This is a genomic window from Hydrogenophaga sp., from assembly GCF_050250835.1.
Lineage (GTDB): Bacteria > Pseudomonadota > Gammaproteobacteria > Burkholderiales > Burkholderiaceae_C > Hydrogenophaga.
In genome coordinates this window covers 169,972-185,697 of record NZ_JBFWNX010000009.1, presented here as the reverse complement: position 1 = coordinate 185,697, position 15,726 = coordinate 169,972, and the positions used below count along the sequence as shown (strand labels likewise).

General features: G+C 64.8%; 17 protein-coding genes. 14 read left to right on the top strand and 3 right to left on the bottom strand.

The genetic code is table 11. The features are described from left to right. The 13 genes from AB7F11_RS13285 to AB7F11_RS13225 all read left to right on the top strand — a co-directional run. On the top strand, positions 1 to 1,079 hold a 1,079-nt coding region (locus tag AB7F11_RS13285), incomplete at its 5' end, for an RHS repeat-associated core domain-containing protein (protein ID WP_428289022.1). 582 nt (positions 1,080 to 1,661) lie between these two features. Further along, a complete protein-coding gene (locus tag AB7F11_RS13280) occupies positions 1,662 to 2,168 on the top strand; it encodes a hypothetical protein (protein ID WP_428289023.1) in 507 nt (168 codons plus the stop codon). A 146-nt stretch (positions 2,169 to 2,314) separates the two neighbouring features. Then, positions 2,315 to 2,719 carry a hypothetical protein gene (locus AB7F11_RS13275; protein WP_428289024.1) on the top strand — a complete coding sequence of 135 codons (405 nt, stop codon included), beginning with the start codon at positions 2,315 to 2,317 and terminating at the stop codon, positions 2,717 to 2,719. A 31-nt stretch (positions 2,720 to 2,750) separates the two neighbouring features. Then, the gene (locus AB7F11_RS13270; protein ID WP_428289025.1) at positions 2,751 to 3,215 is read left to right on the top strand and encodes a hypothetical protein; all 465 of its coding nucleotides are present in this window, start codon (positions 2,751 to 2,753) and stop codon (positions 3,213 to 3,215) included. Between the two features lie 55 nt (positions 3,216 to 3,270). Further along, a complete protein-coding gene (locus AB7F11_RS13265; protein ID WP_428289026.1) occupies positions 3,271 to 5,499 on the top strand; it encodes a cohesin domain-containing protein in 2,229 nt (742 codons plus the stop codon). Beyond that, positions 5,496 to 5,978 (top strand): type II secretion system protein, encoded by a 483-nt coding sequence (locus AB7F11_RS13260; RefSeq protein ID WP_428289027.1) that lies wholly within the window; start codon positions 5,496 to 5,498, stop codon positions 5,976 to 5,978. The genes AB7F11_RS13265 and AB7F11_RS13260 overlap by 4 nt, the downstream gene beginning before the upstream one ends. Further along, complete coding sequence (locus AB7F11_RS13255; RefSeq protein ID WP_428289028.1) at positions 5,965 to 6,351, top strand: prepilin-type N-terminal cleavage/methylation domain-containing protein; 387 nt, start codon at positions 5,965 to 5,967, stop codon at positions 6,349 to 6,351. The genes AB7F11_RS13260 and AB7F11_RS13255 overlap by 14 nt, the downstream gene beginning before the upstream one ends. Before the next feature lie 4 nt (positions 6,352 to 6,355). Continuing rightward, the gene (locus AB7F11_RS13250) at positions 6,356 to 6,826 is read left to right on the top strand and encodes a type II secretion system protein (RefSeq protein WP_428289029.1); all 471 of its coding nucleotides are present in this window, start codon (positions 6,356 to 6,358) and stop codon (positions 6,824 to 6,826) included. Then, on the top strand, positions 6,823 to 8,034 hold the full coding sequence (locus AB7F11_RS13245) for a type II secretion system F family protein (RefSeq protein ID WP_428300013.1): 1,212 nt from the start codon (positions 6,823 to 6,825) through the stop codon (positions 8,032 to 8,034). Before AB7F11_RS13250 ends, AB7F11_RS13245 begins: the two co-directional genes overlap by 4 nt. A gap of 187 nt (positions 8,035 to 8,221) precedes the next feature. After that, on the top strand, positions 8,222 to 9,772 hold the full coding sequence (locus AB7F11_RS13240; protein ID WP_428289031.1) for a GspE/PulE family protein: 1,551 nt from the start codon (positions 8,222 to 8,224) through the stop codon (positions 9,770 to 9,772). Beyond that, on the top strand, positions 9,753 to 10,403 hold the full coding sequence (locus AB7F11_RS13235) for a hypothetical protein (protein ID WP_428289032.1): 651 nt from the start codon (positions 9,753 to 9,755) through the stop codon (positions 10,401 to 10,403). Before AB7F11_RS13240 ends, AB7F11_RS13235 begins: the two co-directional genes overlap by 20 nt. Continuing rightward, positions 10,400 to 10,915, top strand: coding sequence for a hypothetical protein (locus AB7F11_RS13230; protein ID WP_428289033.1), 516 nt, complete (start codon positions 10,400 to 10,402; stop codon positions 10,913 to 10,915). The genes AB7F11_RS13235 and AB7F11_RS13230 overlap by 4 nt, the downstream gene beginning before the upstream one ends. Before the next feature lie 101 nt (positions 10,916 to 11,016). Then, a complete protein-coding gene (locus AB7F11_RS13225) occupies positions 11,017 to 11,553 on the top strand; it encodes a hypothetical protein (protein ID WP_428289034.1) in 537 nt (178 codons plus the stop codon). Positions 11,554 to 11,630: 77 nt separating this feature from the next. On the opposite strand, the gene AB7F11_RS13220 is transcribed toward AB7F11_RS13225, so the two are convergent. The 3 genes from AB7F11_RS13220 to purE are packed head-to-tail and all read right to left on the bottom strand — an operon-like array spanning position 11,631 to position 14,372. Further along, positions 11,631 to 12,644: an L-threonylcarbamoyladenylate synthase gene (locus AB7F11_RS13220; RefSeq protein ID WP_428289035.1), complete on the bottom strand. Its 1,014-nt coding sequence runs from the start codon at positions 12,642 to 12,644 to the stop codon at positions 11,631 to 11,633. 1 nt (position 12,645) lies between these two features. After that, positions 12,646 to 13,884 carry a 5-(carboxyamino)imidazole ribonucleotide synthase gene (locus tag AB7F11_RS13215; RefSeq protein ID WP_428289036.1) on the bottom strand — a complete coding sequence of 413 codons (1,239 nt, stop codon included), beginning with the start codon at positions 13,882 to 13,884 and terminating at the stop codon, positions 12,646 to 12,648. Further along, complete coding sequence (gene purE, locus AB7F11_RS13210; protein WP_428289037.1) at positions 13,881 to 14,372, bottom strand: 5-(carboxyamino)imidazole ribonucleotide mutase; 492 nt, start codon at positions 14,370 to 14,372, stop codon at positions 13,881 to 13,883. The genes AB7F11_RS13215 and purE overlap by 4 nt, the downstream gene beginning before the upstream one ends. An 84-nt stretch (positions 14,373 to 14,456) precedes the next feature. Between purE and trxA the strand changes: the two genes are divergently transcribed. Continuing rightward, positions 14,457 to 15,365 carry a thioredoxin gene (gene trxA / locus AB7F11_RS13205; RefSeq protein WP_428289038.1) on the top strand — a complete coding sequence of 303 codons (909 nt, stop codon included), beginning with the start codon at positions 14,457 to 14,459 and terminating at the stop codon, positions 15,363 to 15,365. The last annotated feature ends 361 nt before the right edge of the window (positions 15,366 to 15,726 follow it).

The following is a 15,726-nucleotide window of genomic DNA, read 5'->3' as shown; positions in this document are numbered from 1 at the left end:
GGCGCATCTACGACCCGCTCATCGGCCGCTTCATGAGCGCGGACCCCTTCATCCAGGCCCCAGGCAACCTGCAGAGCTACAACCGCTATGCGTATGTGCTCAACAACCCGTTGGCTTATACCGATCCCAGTGGGTACATCAGCTTGAAGAAGTTGGTACGAATGGTCGTCACTGTCGTGGTTGCTTACTACACGGGGGGAATGGTCAGCGGTGCCTACCTAAATAGTGTTCTTGCGGGCTCGACCTTCACCATTGGAGGTTCCGTGGGACTAACTGCGGGGATTCTCGGTGGGGCCGCGGGAGGGTTTGCGGCTGGTCTCGTGAGCGGTGGCTCACTTAAAGCCGGAGTTCAAGGAGCGTTTACGGGAGGCCTGTTCGGTGCCGCAGGCACCGTGGGTGGCTGGGGAGAAGCAGCGGCGAACTCAATGGAGCGATATGCAGCTCACGCGGCGGCTGGGTGTGTCAGTTCAGTGGCTGGCGGTGGTAAATGTGGTTCCGGAGCGGGCAGTGCGCTGTTTGGCAAGTTCGCGACAAACCACGTCGGCAGTCCGGGCCAGAAGGCGGGTCTGGGCGAGGTTGTCGGCAAGGGTGTGGCCACGTCGGTGGCCGGTGGCGTCGGCTCGGTGATCGGTGGGGGCAAGTTCGCCAACGGAGCCGAGACGGCAGCCTACGGCTATATGTTTAATGAAGTGTTGACCAATGCGAAAGGGGAGCGATTCAAATCAACAGGGCGGCTGTATAGGCCTGATCCTACTTTGGGTGGGCAGATGGAGCTAACCCAGTCAGAAGCCGAAGCAGTTATGCCGTATGTAAAAGCGGGGCTTGTTTTCGTGCCCCAGTTTGGAATTCGACTCGTGGGAGTGATGGATGGGCTAGAGGGCTATGCCAATTTCAAACAGGAAAAGTATAATGAATTAACCAGTTCGGCTGCAGCCAGCATAATTGCAACTGGGCTTCAAGCAGCAAGCGGAGGTTTGCAGCGCACGGCCACATTAATTGGGCAAGGCTATGAGAAGCTATTTAATCAAAGTACTTGGCCCGGTGTTGTAAACGGGGATAAAAGTGGCAAGCCACAGTAGCTTTGACATAGTTCGGATCGGTATAGGAGTGATTTCCCTCATCTCAATACTTGTCCTAATTTATTTGGTGTATTTTTTATGTGTTATCGACGTTGATTCTTCTGCTGTCAAGCCCTTGCTTCTATGGCAATGCTTGTTGTCAGTATTTTTTCTTTGTCGATTTTTTGGAAAAAATGCCCACTACGCCGGGATGCTTGTTCGCTCGCGGGGGGGTAAATTAAGAATTCATGCGAATGATTTTATTGTCCTTATTAGTCAAATCTTCGTAATTGCATCTGCTTTTGAGTTGCAATAAAGTCAATTAATCTAAAGCTCGGCATCTTTTTTCATTCACCTTTCGATCCCGCTTCCTGAGCGACTTCTAAAAAAATGGGGGGGATTCTATTAAGTCCAGGCAGGTGCATAAATAAAAACAAAATAAATGGAGCCGGAAGCTATTTTTTCCAAAATTCACGGCTTTTGTTCACTGTGGGAAAAATGGGATGGTATTTCATGCATTTTCTGAATTCACTATTCGAATCTTAAAGGCGGCGGATTCAAGCGCCAAGTGCAATCCGTATTGAACTGAAAAGGCAAATCAAGATGTATAAAAAAATCAAGGGAGCATTGCTTGCCGGAGCGTTGGTCGCATGCGCGCTCCTGACCGCCTGCGGCGGAGGTGGCGGAGACGAATCGCTGGCGCCATCCGCGGCAGTGATCGACAAGTACCTGGGCGAGTGGTCCTACCCCTGCGAAACCGTGTCATCCGTGCCGGGCAGTGAGCGGTCCACCCGGCGGGCGATGACGGTGACCAAGTTGTCTTCGATTTCGTTTGACGTTGCGCTGGTCGAACTTTCGTTCTCCTCATTGGACTGCTCCGGCGGATCGATGGCCAGGGTGTTCGGCACCGCACGCATGTCGCACACGGGCACCCGGGTGGTGGGCGTGGAGGTGGTGGATACGCTCGTTGCCACAGGACCGTCGGGCAGCGTCAAGCTGCTCTCCTTGTTGAAGGACGGCAAGCTTTATGGCGATGACCTGTCGTCACCGCTGGATGGCGATGGGTACCACACCGCCATTGATTTCACCGACTGGGCCACCCTGAACTGACCGATTCTGATTTGGCACCGATGCAATTTTTCCCACTGTCTCTTCAGCCTGCGGCTGTCCATGGGGTCGCGGCCATCGGCCTCGTCGCGGCAGTCCTGTGCGCAGCTCATCTGGGCATGGGCTGGAGCCAGCGCCAGGTGGATGGCATGAAGCAAAGTTTGGCCACGGCAGAACAGGCGGTGGCCATGGACGTCACGCAGGAGGGCGCTGGTCTGGTGGCAACGGTGAGTGCCGGACCGTTCACCTGGCCCGAACGGCATCTGGTCGACGACCTGACGCGGTTCATGAGCGAACAGGCCATCGTGAACAGGCTGGCGTTTCGCACCTTGTCCATCTCGCACACGGCGCCCTCCGCGCAGGCCTGGGGCATGGTGAGCCTGGAGGTGGTGGCTTCGGGAGCGTATGGGGATGTCAAGAATTGGCAGGGCGGACTGTTGGCCCGGTATCCGTCGCTGGCGGTGCGCTCGCTTGGGCTTCAGCCGCTTGGGTCTTCCATCCATGCGGATGGGCTTGAGGCTCGTATGACATGGGTGCTGTATGTGCGTGATTGAGGCCATCCGTTCTGCCGTGCGCCGGCCCCCCATGTCGAAACGCTTCTGGACAGTTTTGTGGGTGGCGGTGCCCTCGCTGGTGGCGGCCGAACCCCTGCAAGCGCCGCCTGCCGATGTACCGCTCGCCCCGATGTTCCGCGCAGATCTGCGCCCTGCCCAGCGCGACCCCTTTGGCCTGACGCCACCTGCAGCGGTGGCGCCCATGCCCCTGCCCGAAGTGTTGCCACCGGTGACTGTGGCTGCGCCCATCGAGCCTGTGGCCCCGCCCCCGGTGTTGACCTTCGCCGGTCGCATGCGCGCCGCCGATGGCCGGTGGCTGGTGGTGGCCCAGATGGGGGAAGGCGCCGCTCCCGTGACGCTGGAGGTGGGCAAGGAGCTGGCCAATGGCTACCGCGTCGAGCGCATTTCCGATCATGTGGTGGAGCTCTTGAACCCGCAAACACAGAACATGATGCAGATGGCTTTGCCCGCTGCGCCGCGTTTCGAAACCTGGTGAACCCACAATGACAAGAGGTGGTGGAGGCGGAGGCCGTGTGCGTGGGTGGTGGTGGATGGGGTTCGCGTGGGCGGCAGTGGTGCTGAGCGCGGTGGGCTGTGCCCAGCAGCTCATTCGCGACGAAGCCTCGGCGAAGTTGCGCCAGGGGCAGTACGAGTCTGCCATCCAGACGCTGCAGGATGGCGTGGCGCAGTACCCGGAGAGCGTGACGCTGCGCACCGGGCTGGTGGCTGCGCGCAGCGATGCTGTGGCTCGGCTGGTGGCGCAGTCGGCGCAGGAGCGCATGGGCGGCCAGCTCGATGCCGCCGCTGCCACGCTCAAGCGGGCGGGTGAGCTGGACCCCGGCAATCCCCGTGTCGCTGAGCTGCAGGCCGACCTGCTCCACGACCGCCGAGCCCAGGCTGTTCTCCAAACCGCACGCCAGTACATCGCCGCAGGTGACAAGGCCGCTGCGCTGGCTGCCCTGCAGGCTGCATTGGTCGACCTGCCCCGGCACGCCGGCTTGCAGGCCCTCAAGCGCCAGCTGGATGCGGAACGTCTGGCCGGTGCCGGCGCGGGGTACCACCTGGCCTTGACCGAGACCCGTCCGATCAGCCTGGACTTTCGCAACGCGCCGCTGTCTTTGCTGCTTGAAGCTTTGCGCGACGGCAGCGGCATCAGTTTCGTGATCGACCGCGACGTGCCCATGGATCAGCGCGCCAGCGTGTTCATTCGCACGGCGCGGGTGGACGACGCCATCGACCTGGTGCTGGGCGCATTCCAGCTTTCGCGCCGCATCGTGAACGCGCGCACCGTACTCGTGTACCCGAACACGCCGGAGAAACACCGCCAGCACCGCGAGCAGGTGGTGCGCGTGTTCCATCTGGCCCATGCCGAGGCCAAGACCACGGCAACGCTGCTTCAGAACATGCTGCGAATCCAGCCGCCCTTTGTGGACGAGCGCGCCAACCTCATTGCCCTGCGCGAGCCGCCAGAAATCATGGCCCTGGCCGAGCGGCTGGTGGCGGTGCACGATCAGGGCGAGGCCGAGGTGATGCTGGAGGTGGAGGTGCTGGAGGTGAAGACCTCGCGGCTGACAGAGCTGGGCATCAACTTCCCCAACAGCTTCTCGCTCACGCCGCTGGCCGCGCAGGGGCAGACCGGCCTCACGGTGGACAGTTTTCGCAGCCTCGATTCAAGCCGCGTGGGCCTCACGGTGGCGGGGTTGATGGTGAACCTGCGGCGCGAAGTGGGCGACTTCCACACCCTGGCCAATCCGCGCATTCGTACGCGCACCAAGCAGAAGGCAACCATCCTGATTGGCGACAAGGTGCCTGTGATCACGACCACGGCCGGCTCCAACGGTTTTGTGTCGGAGAACGTGAGCTACCTGGACGTGGGCCTCAAGCTCGATGTGGAGCCTACGGTGTCGCCCGACGACGAAGTGAACATCAAGCTCGGCCTGGAGGTGAGCGCGCTGGCGGGCGAGGTGCGCACCACCGGCGGCTCGGTGGCCTATCAGATCGGCACGCGCAACGCCAATACCACGCTGCGCCTGCGCGATGGCGAAACGCAAGTGCTCGGTGGCCTCATCAGCAACGAAGACCGATCGAGTGCCAACAGGGTGCCGGGGCTGGGCGACTTGCCGATTGCGGGGCGCCTGTTCTCCAGCCAGAAAGACGACAGCCGGCGGACCGAACTGGTGCTGGCCATTACGCCGCGCATTCTGCGAGGCGCCCCCCGCCCGGACACAGACCAGGCCGTGATGTGGGTGGGCACCGAGAACTTTACGCGCCCTCGGCCGCCACCGTTGGCCGCCGCCCAGTCTGTTGCTGTTGCGCGGCCCGGTGCAGACGCATCGCCTGCTGGCCCATCGGCGGGCGTTGAGCCCACCCAAGGCTTGCGCGTGAGCGTGAAGGGGCCGGAGCAGCTCAAGGTGGGCGATGTGTTCACACTGGCACTGCACGCAACGTCGGGCGAGCCGCTCAAAGGCATGCCCATGGACCTGCGCTACTCCGCCAGGACCCTGGAGGTGATGGACGTGGCCGAGGGTGCGTACTTCAAGCAATCGCCAGCGCCCAGCAGCTTCACCCACGCGGTGAACGCCGGGGAAGGACGCATCAGTATCGGCCTGCTGAGCAATGCCGAGCACGGCGTGAGCGGCGAGGGCGACGTGGTCCTGTTGCGCTTCAAGGTGCTGGAGGCGGGTGTCGCCGAGCTGGCTTTCCAGAAGTTCGATCCCATTCGGGTGAATGCTGCCATGACACCTTCGAAGCCCACTGGCTGGAGCATGAAGATTCCATGAAGAGCCCAGGCAGTCAGCGCGGCTTCACGCTCATCGAGCTGCTGGTGGTCATGGGCATCCTGGGCATTCTGGCCGCTGCCGTCATGCCATTGGGCGAGAGCCTGGTGACGGCGCAGAAGGAGCGCGAACTGCGCCGCGCGCTGTGGCAGATTCGTGACGCGCTCGATGAGTACAAGCGCTTTGCCGACCGGGGCGAGATCGTCAAGGATGCAAGTGGGACCGGCTACCCGCCCTCTTTGCAGGCGCTGGCACTTGGCGTGAACGGCGCCCGTTCTCCCGGCAGCAACCGACAGGTGTACTTCCTGCGCGAGATTCCGCGCGACCCGTTTGCCGACCCCGCGCTCCCCGCCGAGCAGACCTGGCGGCTGCGCAGTTACGCGTCCACACCGGATCGACCCGAGCCGGGTGCCGACGTGTTCGACGTGCGCTCGTCGTCCGACGCCACGGCACTGGATGGAACACCGTATGCATCGTGGTGAGCGTTCCTCGGGTTTCACCCTCATTGAGCTGCTGGTCGTGCTGGCCGTGCTCGCGGTGCTGGCCGCCATCGTCACGCCGCAGTACCTGGACCGCGTGGACGATGCACGCGAGACCGTGCTGCGGCAGAACCTGGTGGGGCTGCGCCAGACCATCGACCAGTTCTACCGGGACAAGGGCCGCTATCCCACCCGGCTGGCCGAACTGGTGGAACAGCGTTACATCCGCGCCATTCCCGAGGATCCCATCACGCAGCGGGCGGACACCTGGGTGCTGGTGTCCGCCAAACCGGGCGATGTACACAGTGGCGTATTCGATATCAAGAGCGGTGCGTCTGGGCGGGCCAGGGACGGCACGGAGTTTGTGCAGTGGTGAATGCATGAAACGGCAACAAGGCTTCACCCTGTTGGCGGTGCTGGCAGCGATGTTCCTGCTGGCCATGGCCTCGCAGCAGGTCATGGTCGTCGTCTCGCAACAAGCCCAGCGTGAGCGAGAGGCCGAACTGTTGCGCATCGGCGCGGCTTACCGCGCCGCCATCGGGGCATACCACGAGCGATCACCCGGCAGCGTGAAACGCTGGCCGCCCACGCTGGACGCCCTGCTTGACGACCGGCGCTACGTCACGCTGCAGCGGCATTTGCGCCGGCACTACGCGGATCCTGTCTCTCGCACCCACACATGGGGGCTGGTGCCCGCTCCCGATGGCGGCATTGCCGGCGTCTACAGCCTGAGCGAGGAACGGCCCATCCGCACCGCTGGCGCTGAACTCGAAGGTCTGGGCCTGAGTGAAGCCAGCCGGTACAGCGACTGGAAGTTCGTTCATCGGCTCAGTGCAGAGGTGGCGCAATGACGCAGGCTGCTTTTCATGTGCGCAGCGTGCGCCTGGGCGATGCCGCGGTGTCGGAACAGACGTTGCAGGCCGCGTCCGAAGCCGTCCTGCGCCAGGCACTGGCCGGGCAAGGCCTGACCGTGCTCAGCGTGAAGGCGGTGAAGGTGAGCCCTCGGACAACGGCTGCCTGCGGGCGCGGACGCTATGCGCTGTTCTGCAGAGAGGTGGGCACGCTGATCCAGGCTGGCATGACCGTGGTCGAGGCTGTCGACACACTTTCTGCGCGCGAACGCCTGGCTGGCCGGCACGACAGCCTGGCGGCCGAACTGCTGCATCGCCTGCAACAAGGCACCTCGCTGTCCAGCGCTCTGGCATCCATGCCCGGCGCGCCCGCCGTGCTGGTGGCGGCGGTGCGCGCGGGTGAGCGCACCAGCGACCTTGGGCAAGCCCTGAGCGATTACCTGAAGTTCGACAACCTGGTGGAGCAACTGCGGCGCAAGGTCGTCAGTGCGGCCATCTACCCCTCGCTGGTCACCGCGCTGGGAGTGGGCATCTCGCTCTTTCTGTTGCTGGTGGTCATGCCCAACTTCGCGCGCATGTACACCAACTTGCGCGGCGCAGCCGGTGGCGCCACGGGGTGGATGATCGGATTGAGCCAATGGGTGAGCCAGCACCAGTCGGCCACGCTCGTTGGTGTTGGCCTTCTGTTTCTGGCGCTGGCATGGTGGGTATGGTGGGTATGGTGTGGCGCGGCAAGGCGGCAGTTGTCAGTCCTGGCCTTGCGCCTACCGTGGATGCGCCGGCGCATCGACGATTTTCAACTGGCCATGATGTACCAGGCGCTGGCGCTCATGCTCAAGGGTGGCTATCCGTTGACCGAGGCCCTGGCGGTGGCCAGTCGATCTGCGCTCGACGCTCGCCTGAGTGGCGCGCTGGAAAAGGCCCTGGAACGCATTGTCCAAGGTAGCGCGGTGGCCCCTGCACTGGCCGATGCCGGGCTGTGTGACGAAGTGGGCCGGCGACTGATGGCCGCCGCCGAACGCAACGGCGAGTTCCACCTGGTAGCCGACGTCGTCTCTCGTTTGCACGGTGAACGCTTTGAACTGTTCGTCGAGCGCCTCACGCGCATCGTGGAGCCCGTGCTGCTGATGGCGGTGGCGCTCATGGTGGGCACCATCGTGGTGATGATGTACCTGCCGGTGTTCGACATGGCAACGAGGTTGAGGTGAAGAGGCAGAAACACCCCCCTGCGCCGCTGCGCGGCTTCCCCCTTCTCTGGCGCGCCTTCGGCGCGGGGAGGGGGGACGGCATCTCGGGCCGGCATAGCCGGACCCTTGATGTCTCTGGATCTGGCGTCGTTTCTCTCGTTGTCGGTCTTTGCTCCCTTTCCCTCTGGGAGAGGGCTGGGGTGAGGGCATGACGCTATTCGCTGAGTCAGATGCCGATCAACTGGCGCGTCTGAGCGAGGCGCTCGCCTGTGCGCCCGGGCGGGTGCCGGCCGAGTTGTTGAAGCAGCAAGGCATTGCCATGCTGTCCGATGCCGAACTCCAGGCCGCGAAGGGTACGGCTGTGAGCTTGCCGGGCGAGCCGTTGGGGTGGCGTCTTCAGGTGGACCAGCAAACGGTGCTGCTTTACGAAGACCCCTGGAGCCCGGCGGCTGCCCAGACCTTGTTGCGCCATGCGCACCTGCAGGCGCGGCTGGGGCTTGCTCGGCCAGGGCAGAAGGAGCTACTGCGGGCTGTCGTGTTCAAGCCGGTGACTGCAACCCCATCATCCTCAAACACCAGCCCCGTGGTTTCCTTCGTGGAAGCAGCCATCGCCCGTGCCTATGCGGACGGCGCAAGCGATATTCACTTCGAGACCGACCGCCAGGGCGTGCGCGTGAAATACCGGCTCGATGGCGTCATGGTGCGCGGTGAAGCACTCGCCGATCCTCAACGGGCAGAAGAGGTGATCTCGCGCATCAAGGTGATGGCGCAGCTCGACATCACCGAACGGCGCCGCCCTCAGGACGGCCGCATCCACTGGCAGCCCCCGCAGGCGGCTGAGCCCGTCGATCTGCGCGTGTCCATCATGCCGAGCATCTTTGGCGAAGACGCCGTGCTGCGTCTGCTGGACAAAGCGCAACTGCGACACAGTGATCACAGCGTCACGCTCGATGGGCTGGGCTTCGACGCGCGCGTGGCGCAGCGCATCCGCGACTTGGCACGACGACCCCACGGCATGCTGCTCATCACCGGCCCCACCGGCAGCGGCAAGACCACCACCGTGTACGCCGCACTGACCGAGGCGAACGACGGGCTGGAAAAGATGGTCACCATCGAAGACCCGGTGGAGTACGAACTGCCCGGCGTGCTTCAGATTCCGGTGAACGAACAGAAAGGACTTTCCTTCGCCAGTGGACTGAGATCCATCCTGCGCCACGACCCCGACAAAATTCTGGTGGGCGAGATCCGCGATGCCGAGACCGCCCAGATCGCGGTTCAGTCGTCCCTGACTGGCCACTTGGTGTTCACCACCGTACATGCCAACAGCCTGTTCGACGTGCTGGGACGCTTCCAGCATTTCGGCATCGAGGCCTTCGCGCTGGCCTCCGCCCTCAATGGCGTGGTGGTGCAGCGCCTGTTGCGGCAGGTGTGTACGCAGTGTGTGGGTTGGCGGGCCACCACTGAAACCGAGCGCTCACGGTTGCAGGTGCTGTGCCTGGCGGTCCCCGATCAGGTGCCCGAGCCTGCAGGCTGCGCGCATTGTCGTCAGACCGGCTACCGGGGCCGTTTCGTGCTGGCGGAGGTGCACGTGCTGAGTGACGCCGTTCGCGACCTCATGGTCAGCCGGGCCAGCATGACGGAGTTCAAACAGGCTGTGTACGCGAACGAGAGTGAGCGCCTGCTGGTGCAGGCCGTCGCGCTGGTGGCGCAGGGCAGGACAACGCTGGAGGAGGTGGGCCGTGTGGTCGGGCTGGCCTGAACGCGTGGACGTCTACCTGGGCGCCGGCACCGTGCTGGTAAAGCGCCGCGCCCGTGCCCTGGTGAGCTTGCGGCCACCTGCCACCCTGCCGCTTGGCGATGTGCTGGCGCAAGTGGACGAGGCTTGTGAACGCAGTCAGGACAAGCCCTGGCGCCTGCATGTGGCGCTGGGGGCTGCGATGTGTCCACCGGTGACCTTCACGTTGTCTCAGGGCGTGAAACGCTGGAGCGAAACCGTGGCGCTGGCCCAGGCGGCAGCGGCGCAGGCCTGGGGCCTGCCTGCTGATCAGGCCGATGCGCTGGTGTGCGCACTGGACGCCGGCCGCAAGGGTCTGGCTGCCGCACTCATGAGGGGTGCGCACGATCTCATCGGGCAATGGGCGGGTAGCCATCGCGGTCGCCTGGTTTCGCTCGCTCCAGTTTGGGCGCTTGCCACCCAGGCGCCTGCATGTCGGGCCATGCCGGTGCGACAGCTCACCGTGCATGAACCTGGAGCGATCGCGGCGGTTCAGGACGCTGGTTTGCCCGGCGCTGGCCTTGAAGTGCGGTTTTCTGTCGAGGTGCTTCCACTGACGCAGCAGTGGATGCAAGGGCCGGCAGCCTGGGCCGGGCATTGGGAGCGTCTGGCTTGAAGCCCGTGCAGATTCAGTTCGTGGCGCCTCGCGCCTGGAAAGTCATCTGGGCGATCACAGCAGCGCTGTTGATCGCCCTGTCAAGCAGCACAGGCTGGCGACTGTGGGAGCAGCAACAGCTTCGGCGGGGATTGCAATCGGAGATTGAACAACTTCAGGCGAAGTTGAAGGCGCAGTCAGCGTCGAAGTCGCCCGAGTTTGACTTGCGCCATGCGAGTGAGCAAACGGCGATGCGCCTGTTGCAGCGCGACTGGAACCGCGTGTTCGATGCCGTGGAGAGCGACGCACTGGCCCAGGCGCTTCTGGTCCAGATGAGCATTGATGGCGTGACGGGTGAAATCCGGCTGGAATACGAACTGGAGAGTTTTGTTCAGGCGTCGGCGGTGACCGCCGCCTTGAACGCTTCGGGCACCATGACCGTCTGGCAGCTTGAGCGTGTCAGTTCGGTGCCGTTGCAGGCGGACTTCCCGGCGGGGAAGTCGCGTGGCGTCTGGTCTTCAAAGGGGCCATGAACAAGCCTCAGCCTGCACCTTTCATCTACGTAAACTGGTCGTGTTCGGCGTCAGCCTGAGCGACGTGGGCACCTTCAGCGTGGGCACGATCAAGGCCCTGGGTGGAAAAACTGGCCATCGGCATTGGCGTGATGCAGCCATGCGCGGCAGAGATCGGGCTTTCGCCCAGTCTGCCCACCGTGCCGCCCAATCCGCCAGTGGTGGGCGCTGCCATCGTGGCCAGGCGGGGCTGCTTTGGTTGCGCGCAAGGCAGTGCACGCGTGACGAACCCGGTCGGCCCCAATTCCATTGCCTTGCAACAGGCACCTTTCAACCAGCAGACGCTCGGGCTCATCGCCAAGCCCGTGCTCAACCAGATGATGGACCAGTTGACGGCTATGGAAGGCGGCTACAGCGGCTCGGAGCTGGCGGCGTTGCTGGCAGGCGCCAACGATCTGTTCATGGAGCTGGCTCTTCTGGGTCGGCCCGGCGGCGGTGGCGAACATGTCGGTGGTGGGCGACGCGCTGACCCGCTGATCCGGAACCAGGTGCTGGCCAAGCGCGCCACGCGGATCCTGATGCTCAACCTGCAATTCATTTCCGGCACGCCGCTTGTGCGCGCTGGATATGACCACGCCGGGCACCAACGCGCTGATTGATGCGATGACTCAGGCCTTCAACGCAGCGCTGGCTGGTCAGCTGGTGGCTGCGGGCTGGAAGTAGGCGGAGCCGGTTCTCAGGCAGCCGCTCGCTGCAACCGGTCTCGCACGCCGTCCCAGGCCGTGTCGGCCGGCGGTGTTTCCACCCAGATCAGGCGCACGCCGGTGGCGTCCAGTTCCCGCAGCACGGCAAAGAGTTCCTGCGCGCACTGCGCGGCGTCCAGCGGCATGCGCCGAACCACGACGCCACGGGCGGTGTTGAGCGGGCTGTGCGCGTAGATGGCGATGTGCCGGGCGTCGCTGCCCAGCACATCGAGCGCGGCCTGCAGCGGCTTGGCGTCCATCAGCCGCACCTGAGCTCGCGGTGCGTAGTGCGATTCCAGCGTGCCCGAGGCGCGTGGCGCCGCCTCGTCGCGGGACTGTACCGGCTGGCCGCAGGCGGCCTCCAGTTGCGCGGGGGTGATCATGCCCGGGCGCAGCAGCACCGGGTGGCCGCGCGTGGCATCGACGATGGTGGACTCGATGCCGACCGGGCAGGCGCCGCCATCGAGGATGAGCAGGTCTGCGTCAGCAAGCGACGCGAACTCCTCCGCCACATGCGCGGCAGTGGTCGGGCTCACGCGGCCAAAGCGGTTGGCGCTGGGCGCGGCCACACCGTACACACCCTGCCGCGCCGCAGCGGCCAGCAGCGCCTGTGCCACCGGGTGAGCGGGGCAGCGCAGACCCACCGAGTCCTGCCCGCCGGCGGCCACGGCGGCCACTGCGCTTCGGCGCGGCAGGATCAGCGTGAGAGGACCTGGCCAGAAGGCCCGCATGAGCGTGGCGGCAAATGCGGGGACCTCGCGGGCGTAGTGATTCACGCCGGATTGCCACCCATCGGTACCCTCGCCGGCTGCCACATGAACGATCAGCGGATGGTCGCTGGGGCGGCCTTTGGCCTCGAAGATCCGCTGCACCGCCGTGGCGTTGTCGGCATTTGCCGCAAGTCCGTACACGGTCTCGGTGGGCATGCCCACGAGGGAGCCGGCGGCCAGACGCTGTGCTGCGGCTTCGACGGCTTCGGCGTTGTGGGCCGGCAGTTGCAGCGGCATGTCAGGCGTCGAGCCCCGGCAGGCCCAGGATCTTCAGCACCTTCACCGTCGTCTCGCGCACCTGCGCGATGCTGGGCGCGGTGACGTTGAGGTGGCCCATCTTGCGGCCGGGGCGCGCGCTCAGTTTGCCGTAGAGGTGCAGGTTCGTGCCCGGCAGCGCGAGCACCTGTGCCCAGGGCGGGGGCGAAGGGCGCTCGCTGCGCTGAGTGCGCACCGCGTTGGGTTCAAACCAGAGGTCGCCCAGCAGGTTGACCATGATGGCCGGGCTGTGCTGGCGCGGCGGGGGCACTGGCAGGCCGGCGAGCGTGCGCACCTGCGCCTCGAACTGCGAGATGTCGCAGGCGTTCTGCGTGTAGTGGCCGCTGTTGTGCGGGCGTGGCGCCATTTCATTGACGACCAGGTCGAGCGAGCCTCGCGCGTTCTCCACCACGAAATACTCCACGCAGAGCACGCCGACGTAGTGCAGGTGGTTGGCAATGGCCACGGTGCTGGCCTGTGCACGCTGCGCCAGCACGGGATCGAGCGCGCCTTCATACACCTCGGTCAGCGCCAGAATGCCGTCGTGGTGCGTGTTCTTCTGCACCGGGTAGCTCACGGTGGCGCCGTCGGCGCCGCGCGCCACAATCACCGAACATTCGGCGCGCAGCTTGAGCATCTTCTCCAGCACACAGGGCACCTTGTCCATTGCATCCCAGGCGCCAGCCAGCTCTTCGCGAGTGGACACGCGTGCCTGGCCCTTGCCGTCGTAACCCATGCGCGCGGTCTTCAGGATGCCAGGCAGCAGTTCGGCGGGCACAGCGGCGAGAGAGGCGTCGGTGGTGATGACTGCGTGCGGCGCCGGGCTCACGCCGCTGAGGGTGGCGCAATCCACAAAATGCGCCTTTTCCTTCACGCGATCCTGCGCCACCGCCACGCAGGCGGCCGAAGGCGCCACCGTGCGCTTCGCGGCCAGGGCCAGCAGCGCGGGGGCGGGCACGTTCTCGAACTCGGTGGTGATGGCCTCGCAGCGCTGCGCAAGCTGGGCCAGACCAGCTTCGTCGGCGTAGGGCGTCTTGATGTGGTGATGGCTGATGAGCCCTGCCGGGCTGGTGGGGTCGGGGTCGAGCACCGCAGTGGCATAGCCCATGGCCTGTGCCGCCTGCACGAACATGCGCCCAAGCTGGCCACCCCCCATCACGCCCAGCGTGATCGGCTGGCCGGTAGGCAAGCTGCCACCGGGGAGAAAGGTCTTGAGGTTCATGTGGTGGGCAGGGCCATGGCCCGGGCGGCGGCGGTCTGCTGAGCGCGGAAGGCCTCCAGCTTTTGCCGCAGCGCGGCGTCTTCACCCGCCAGCATGGCCACGGCAAACAGCGCTGCGTTGGCAGCGCCGGCAGCGCCGATGGCAAAGGTGGCCACGGGAACGCCCTTGGGCATCTGCACGATGCTGTGCAGCGAGTCCACCCCGCTCAGGTGCTTGCTCGCCACCGGCACGCCGAGCACCGGCACCACCGTCTTGGCAGCCAGCATGCCCGGCAGGTGAGCCGCGCCGCCGGCGCCAGCGATGATGGCTTTCAGGCCCCTCGCGGCGGCCGATTCGGCATAGGCGAACATGTCATCGGGCATGCGGTGCGCCGAAACCACGCGCGCTTCGTGCGCGATGCCGAAGTCCTGCAGGATCTGCACGGCATGCTGCATGGTGTCCCAGTCGCTGCTGGAGCCCATGAGCACGCTCACTTGGATGGGATTCATGAAGGTGCGCTCTCCGGTAAAGTGTCGATTTTACGTTTGCCCTGTGCCGCGACTTCGCGCACCTCCCTTGTCCAGGTTTCTTCCATGATCAACGTCACCGTCGCCAATTTCGAAGCCGAAGTCATCCAGGCATCGCAGCACACACCCGTGCTGGTGGATTTCTGGGCGCCCTGGTGCGGCCCCTGCAAAGTGATCGGCCCCTTGCTGGAGAAGCTGGAAGGCGACTACGCCGGCCGCTTCAAGCTCGTCAAGATCGACTCGGATCAGGAGCAGCAGCTCGCTGCCGCCTTCGGCATTCGCAGCATTCCCACCTGTGTTCTGCTCATGAACGGTCAGCCGGTCGATGGATTCATGGGCGCCCTTCCCGAAGGGCAGATCAAGGAGTTCCTCGACAAGCACCTGCCCAGCGCCGAGGAGGCCGAAGCTGAAGAGGTGGAGGCGGAGGCGCTGGATGCGCTGGCCGAGGGCGATATCGAAGGCGCGCTGGAAAAGCTCCAGCAGGCCGTGCAGACCGACCCGAACAACGACGATGCGCGCTTCGACCTCGTCAAGCTGCTGCTGGAACTCGGTCAGGACGACGACGCCAAGGTGGCCTTCGCGCCTGTGATCGCCAAGGCCGCAGGAGTGCGCCGGCTCGATTCCTTGCAGCGCTGGATGGCCGCGCGCGATGCGCAGGCCAACGTGAAGGACCCCGAGGCGCGTGCCGCCGAGTTGCAGGCCGCCATCGCCGCGAACAAGCGCGACTTCGATGCCCGCTTTGCGCTGGCGCAATTGCTCATGGCCTACGGGCAGTGGGTCCCCGCCATGGACGAGCTGCTGGAAATCCTGATGCGCGACAAGGCCTGGAGCGAAGACCTGGCGCGCAAGACCTTCATCGCCATCCTCGACATCATCGAGCCGCCCAAGCCCAAGGTCGCCGAAGGCCAGGTGCCGCCGGAAGACCCCACGGTGGCGACGTACCGTCGGCGGTTGTCTTCCGTGGTGTTGAGCTGAGCAATCTGTGCTCGCCTGAGCTTCCCCCGTTCGCCCAAGTCTCCCCCGTTCGCCCAAGTCTCCCCCGTTCGCCCAAGTCTCCCCCGTTCGCCCAAGTCTCCCCCGTTCGCCCAAGTCCCCCCCGTTCGCCCAAGTCCCCCCCGTTCGCCCAAGTCCCCCCCGTTCGCCCAAGTCCCCCCCCGTTCGCCCAAGTCCCCCCCGTTCGCCCAAGTCCCCCCCGTTCGCCCTGAGCTTGTCGAAGGGCTTCGACAAGCTCAGCCCGAACGGGAACGGACCCAGCCCGAACGGGAACGGACCCAGCCCGAACGGGAACGGACCCAGCCCGAACGGGAACGGACCCAGCCCGAACGGGAATGGACCC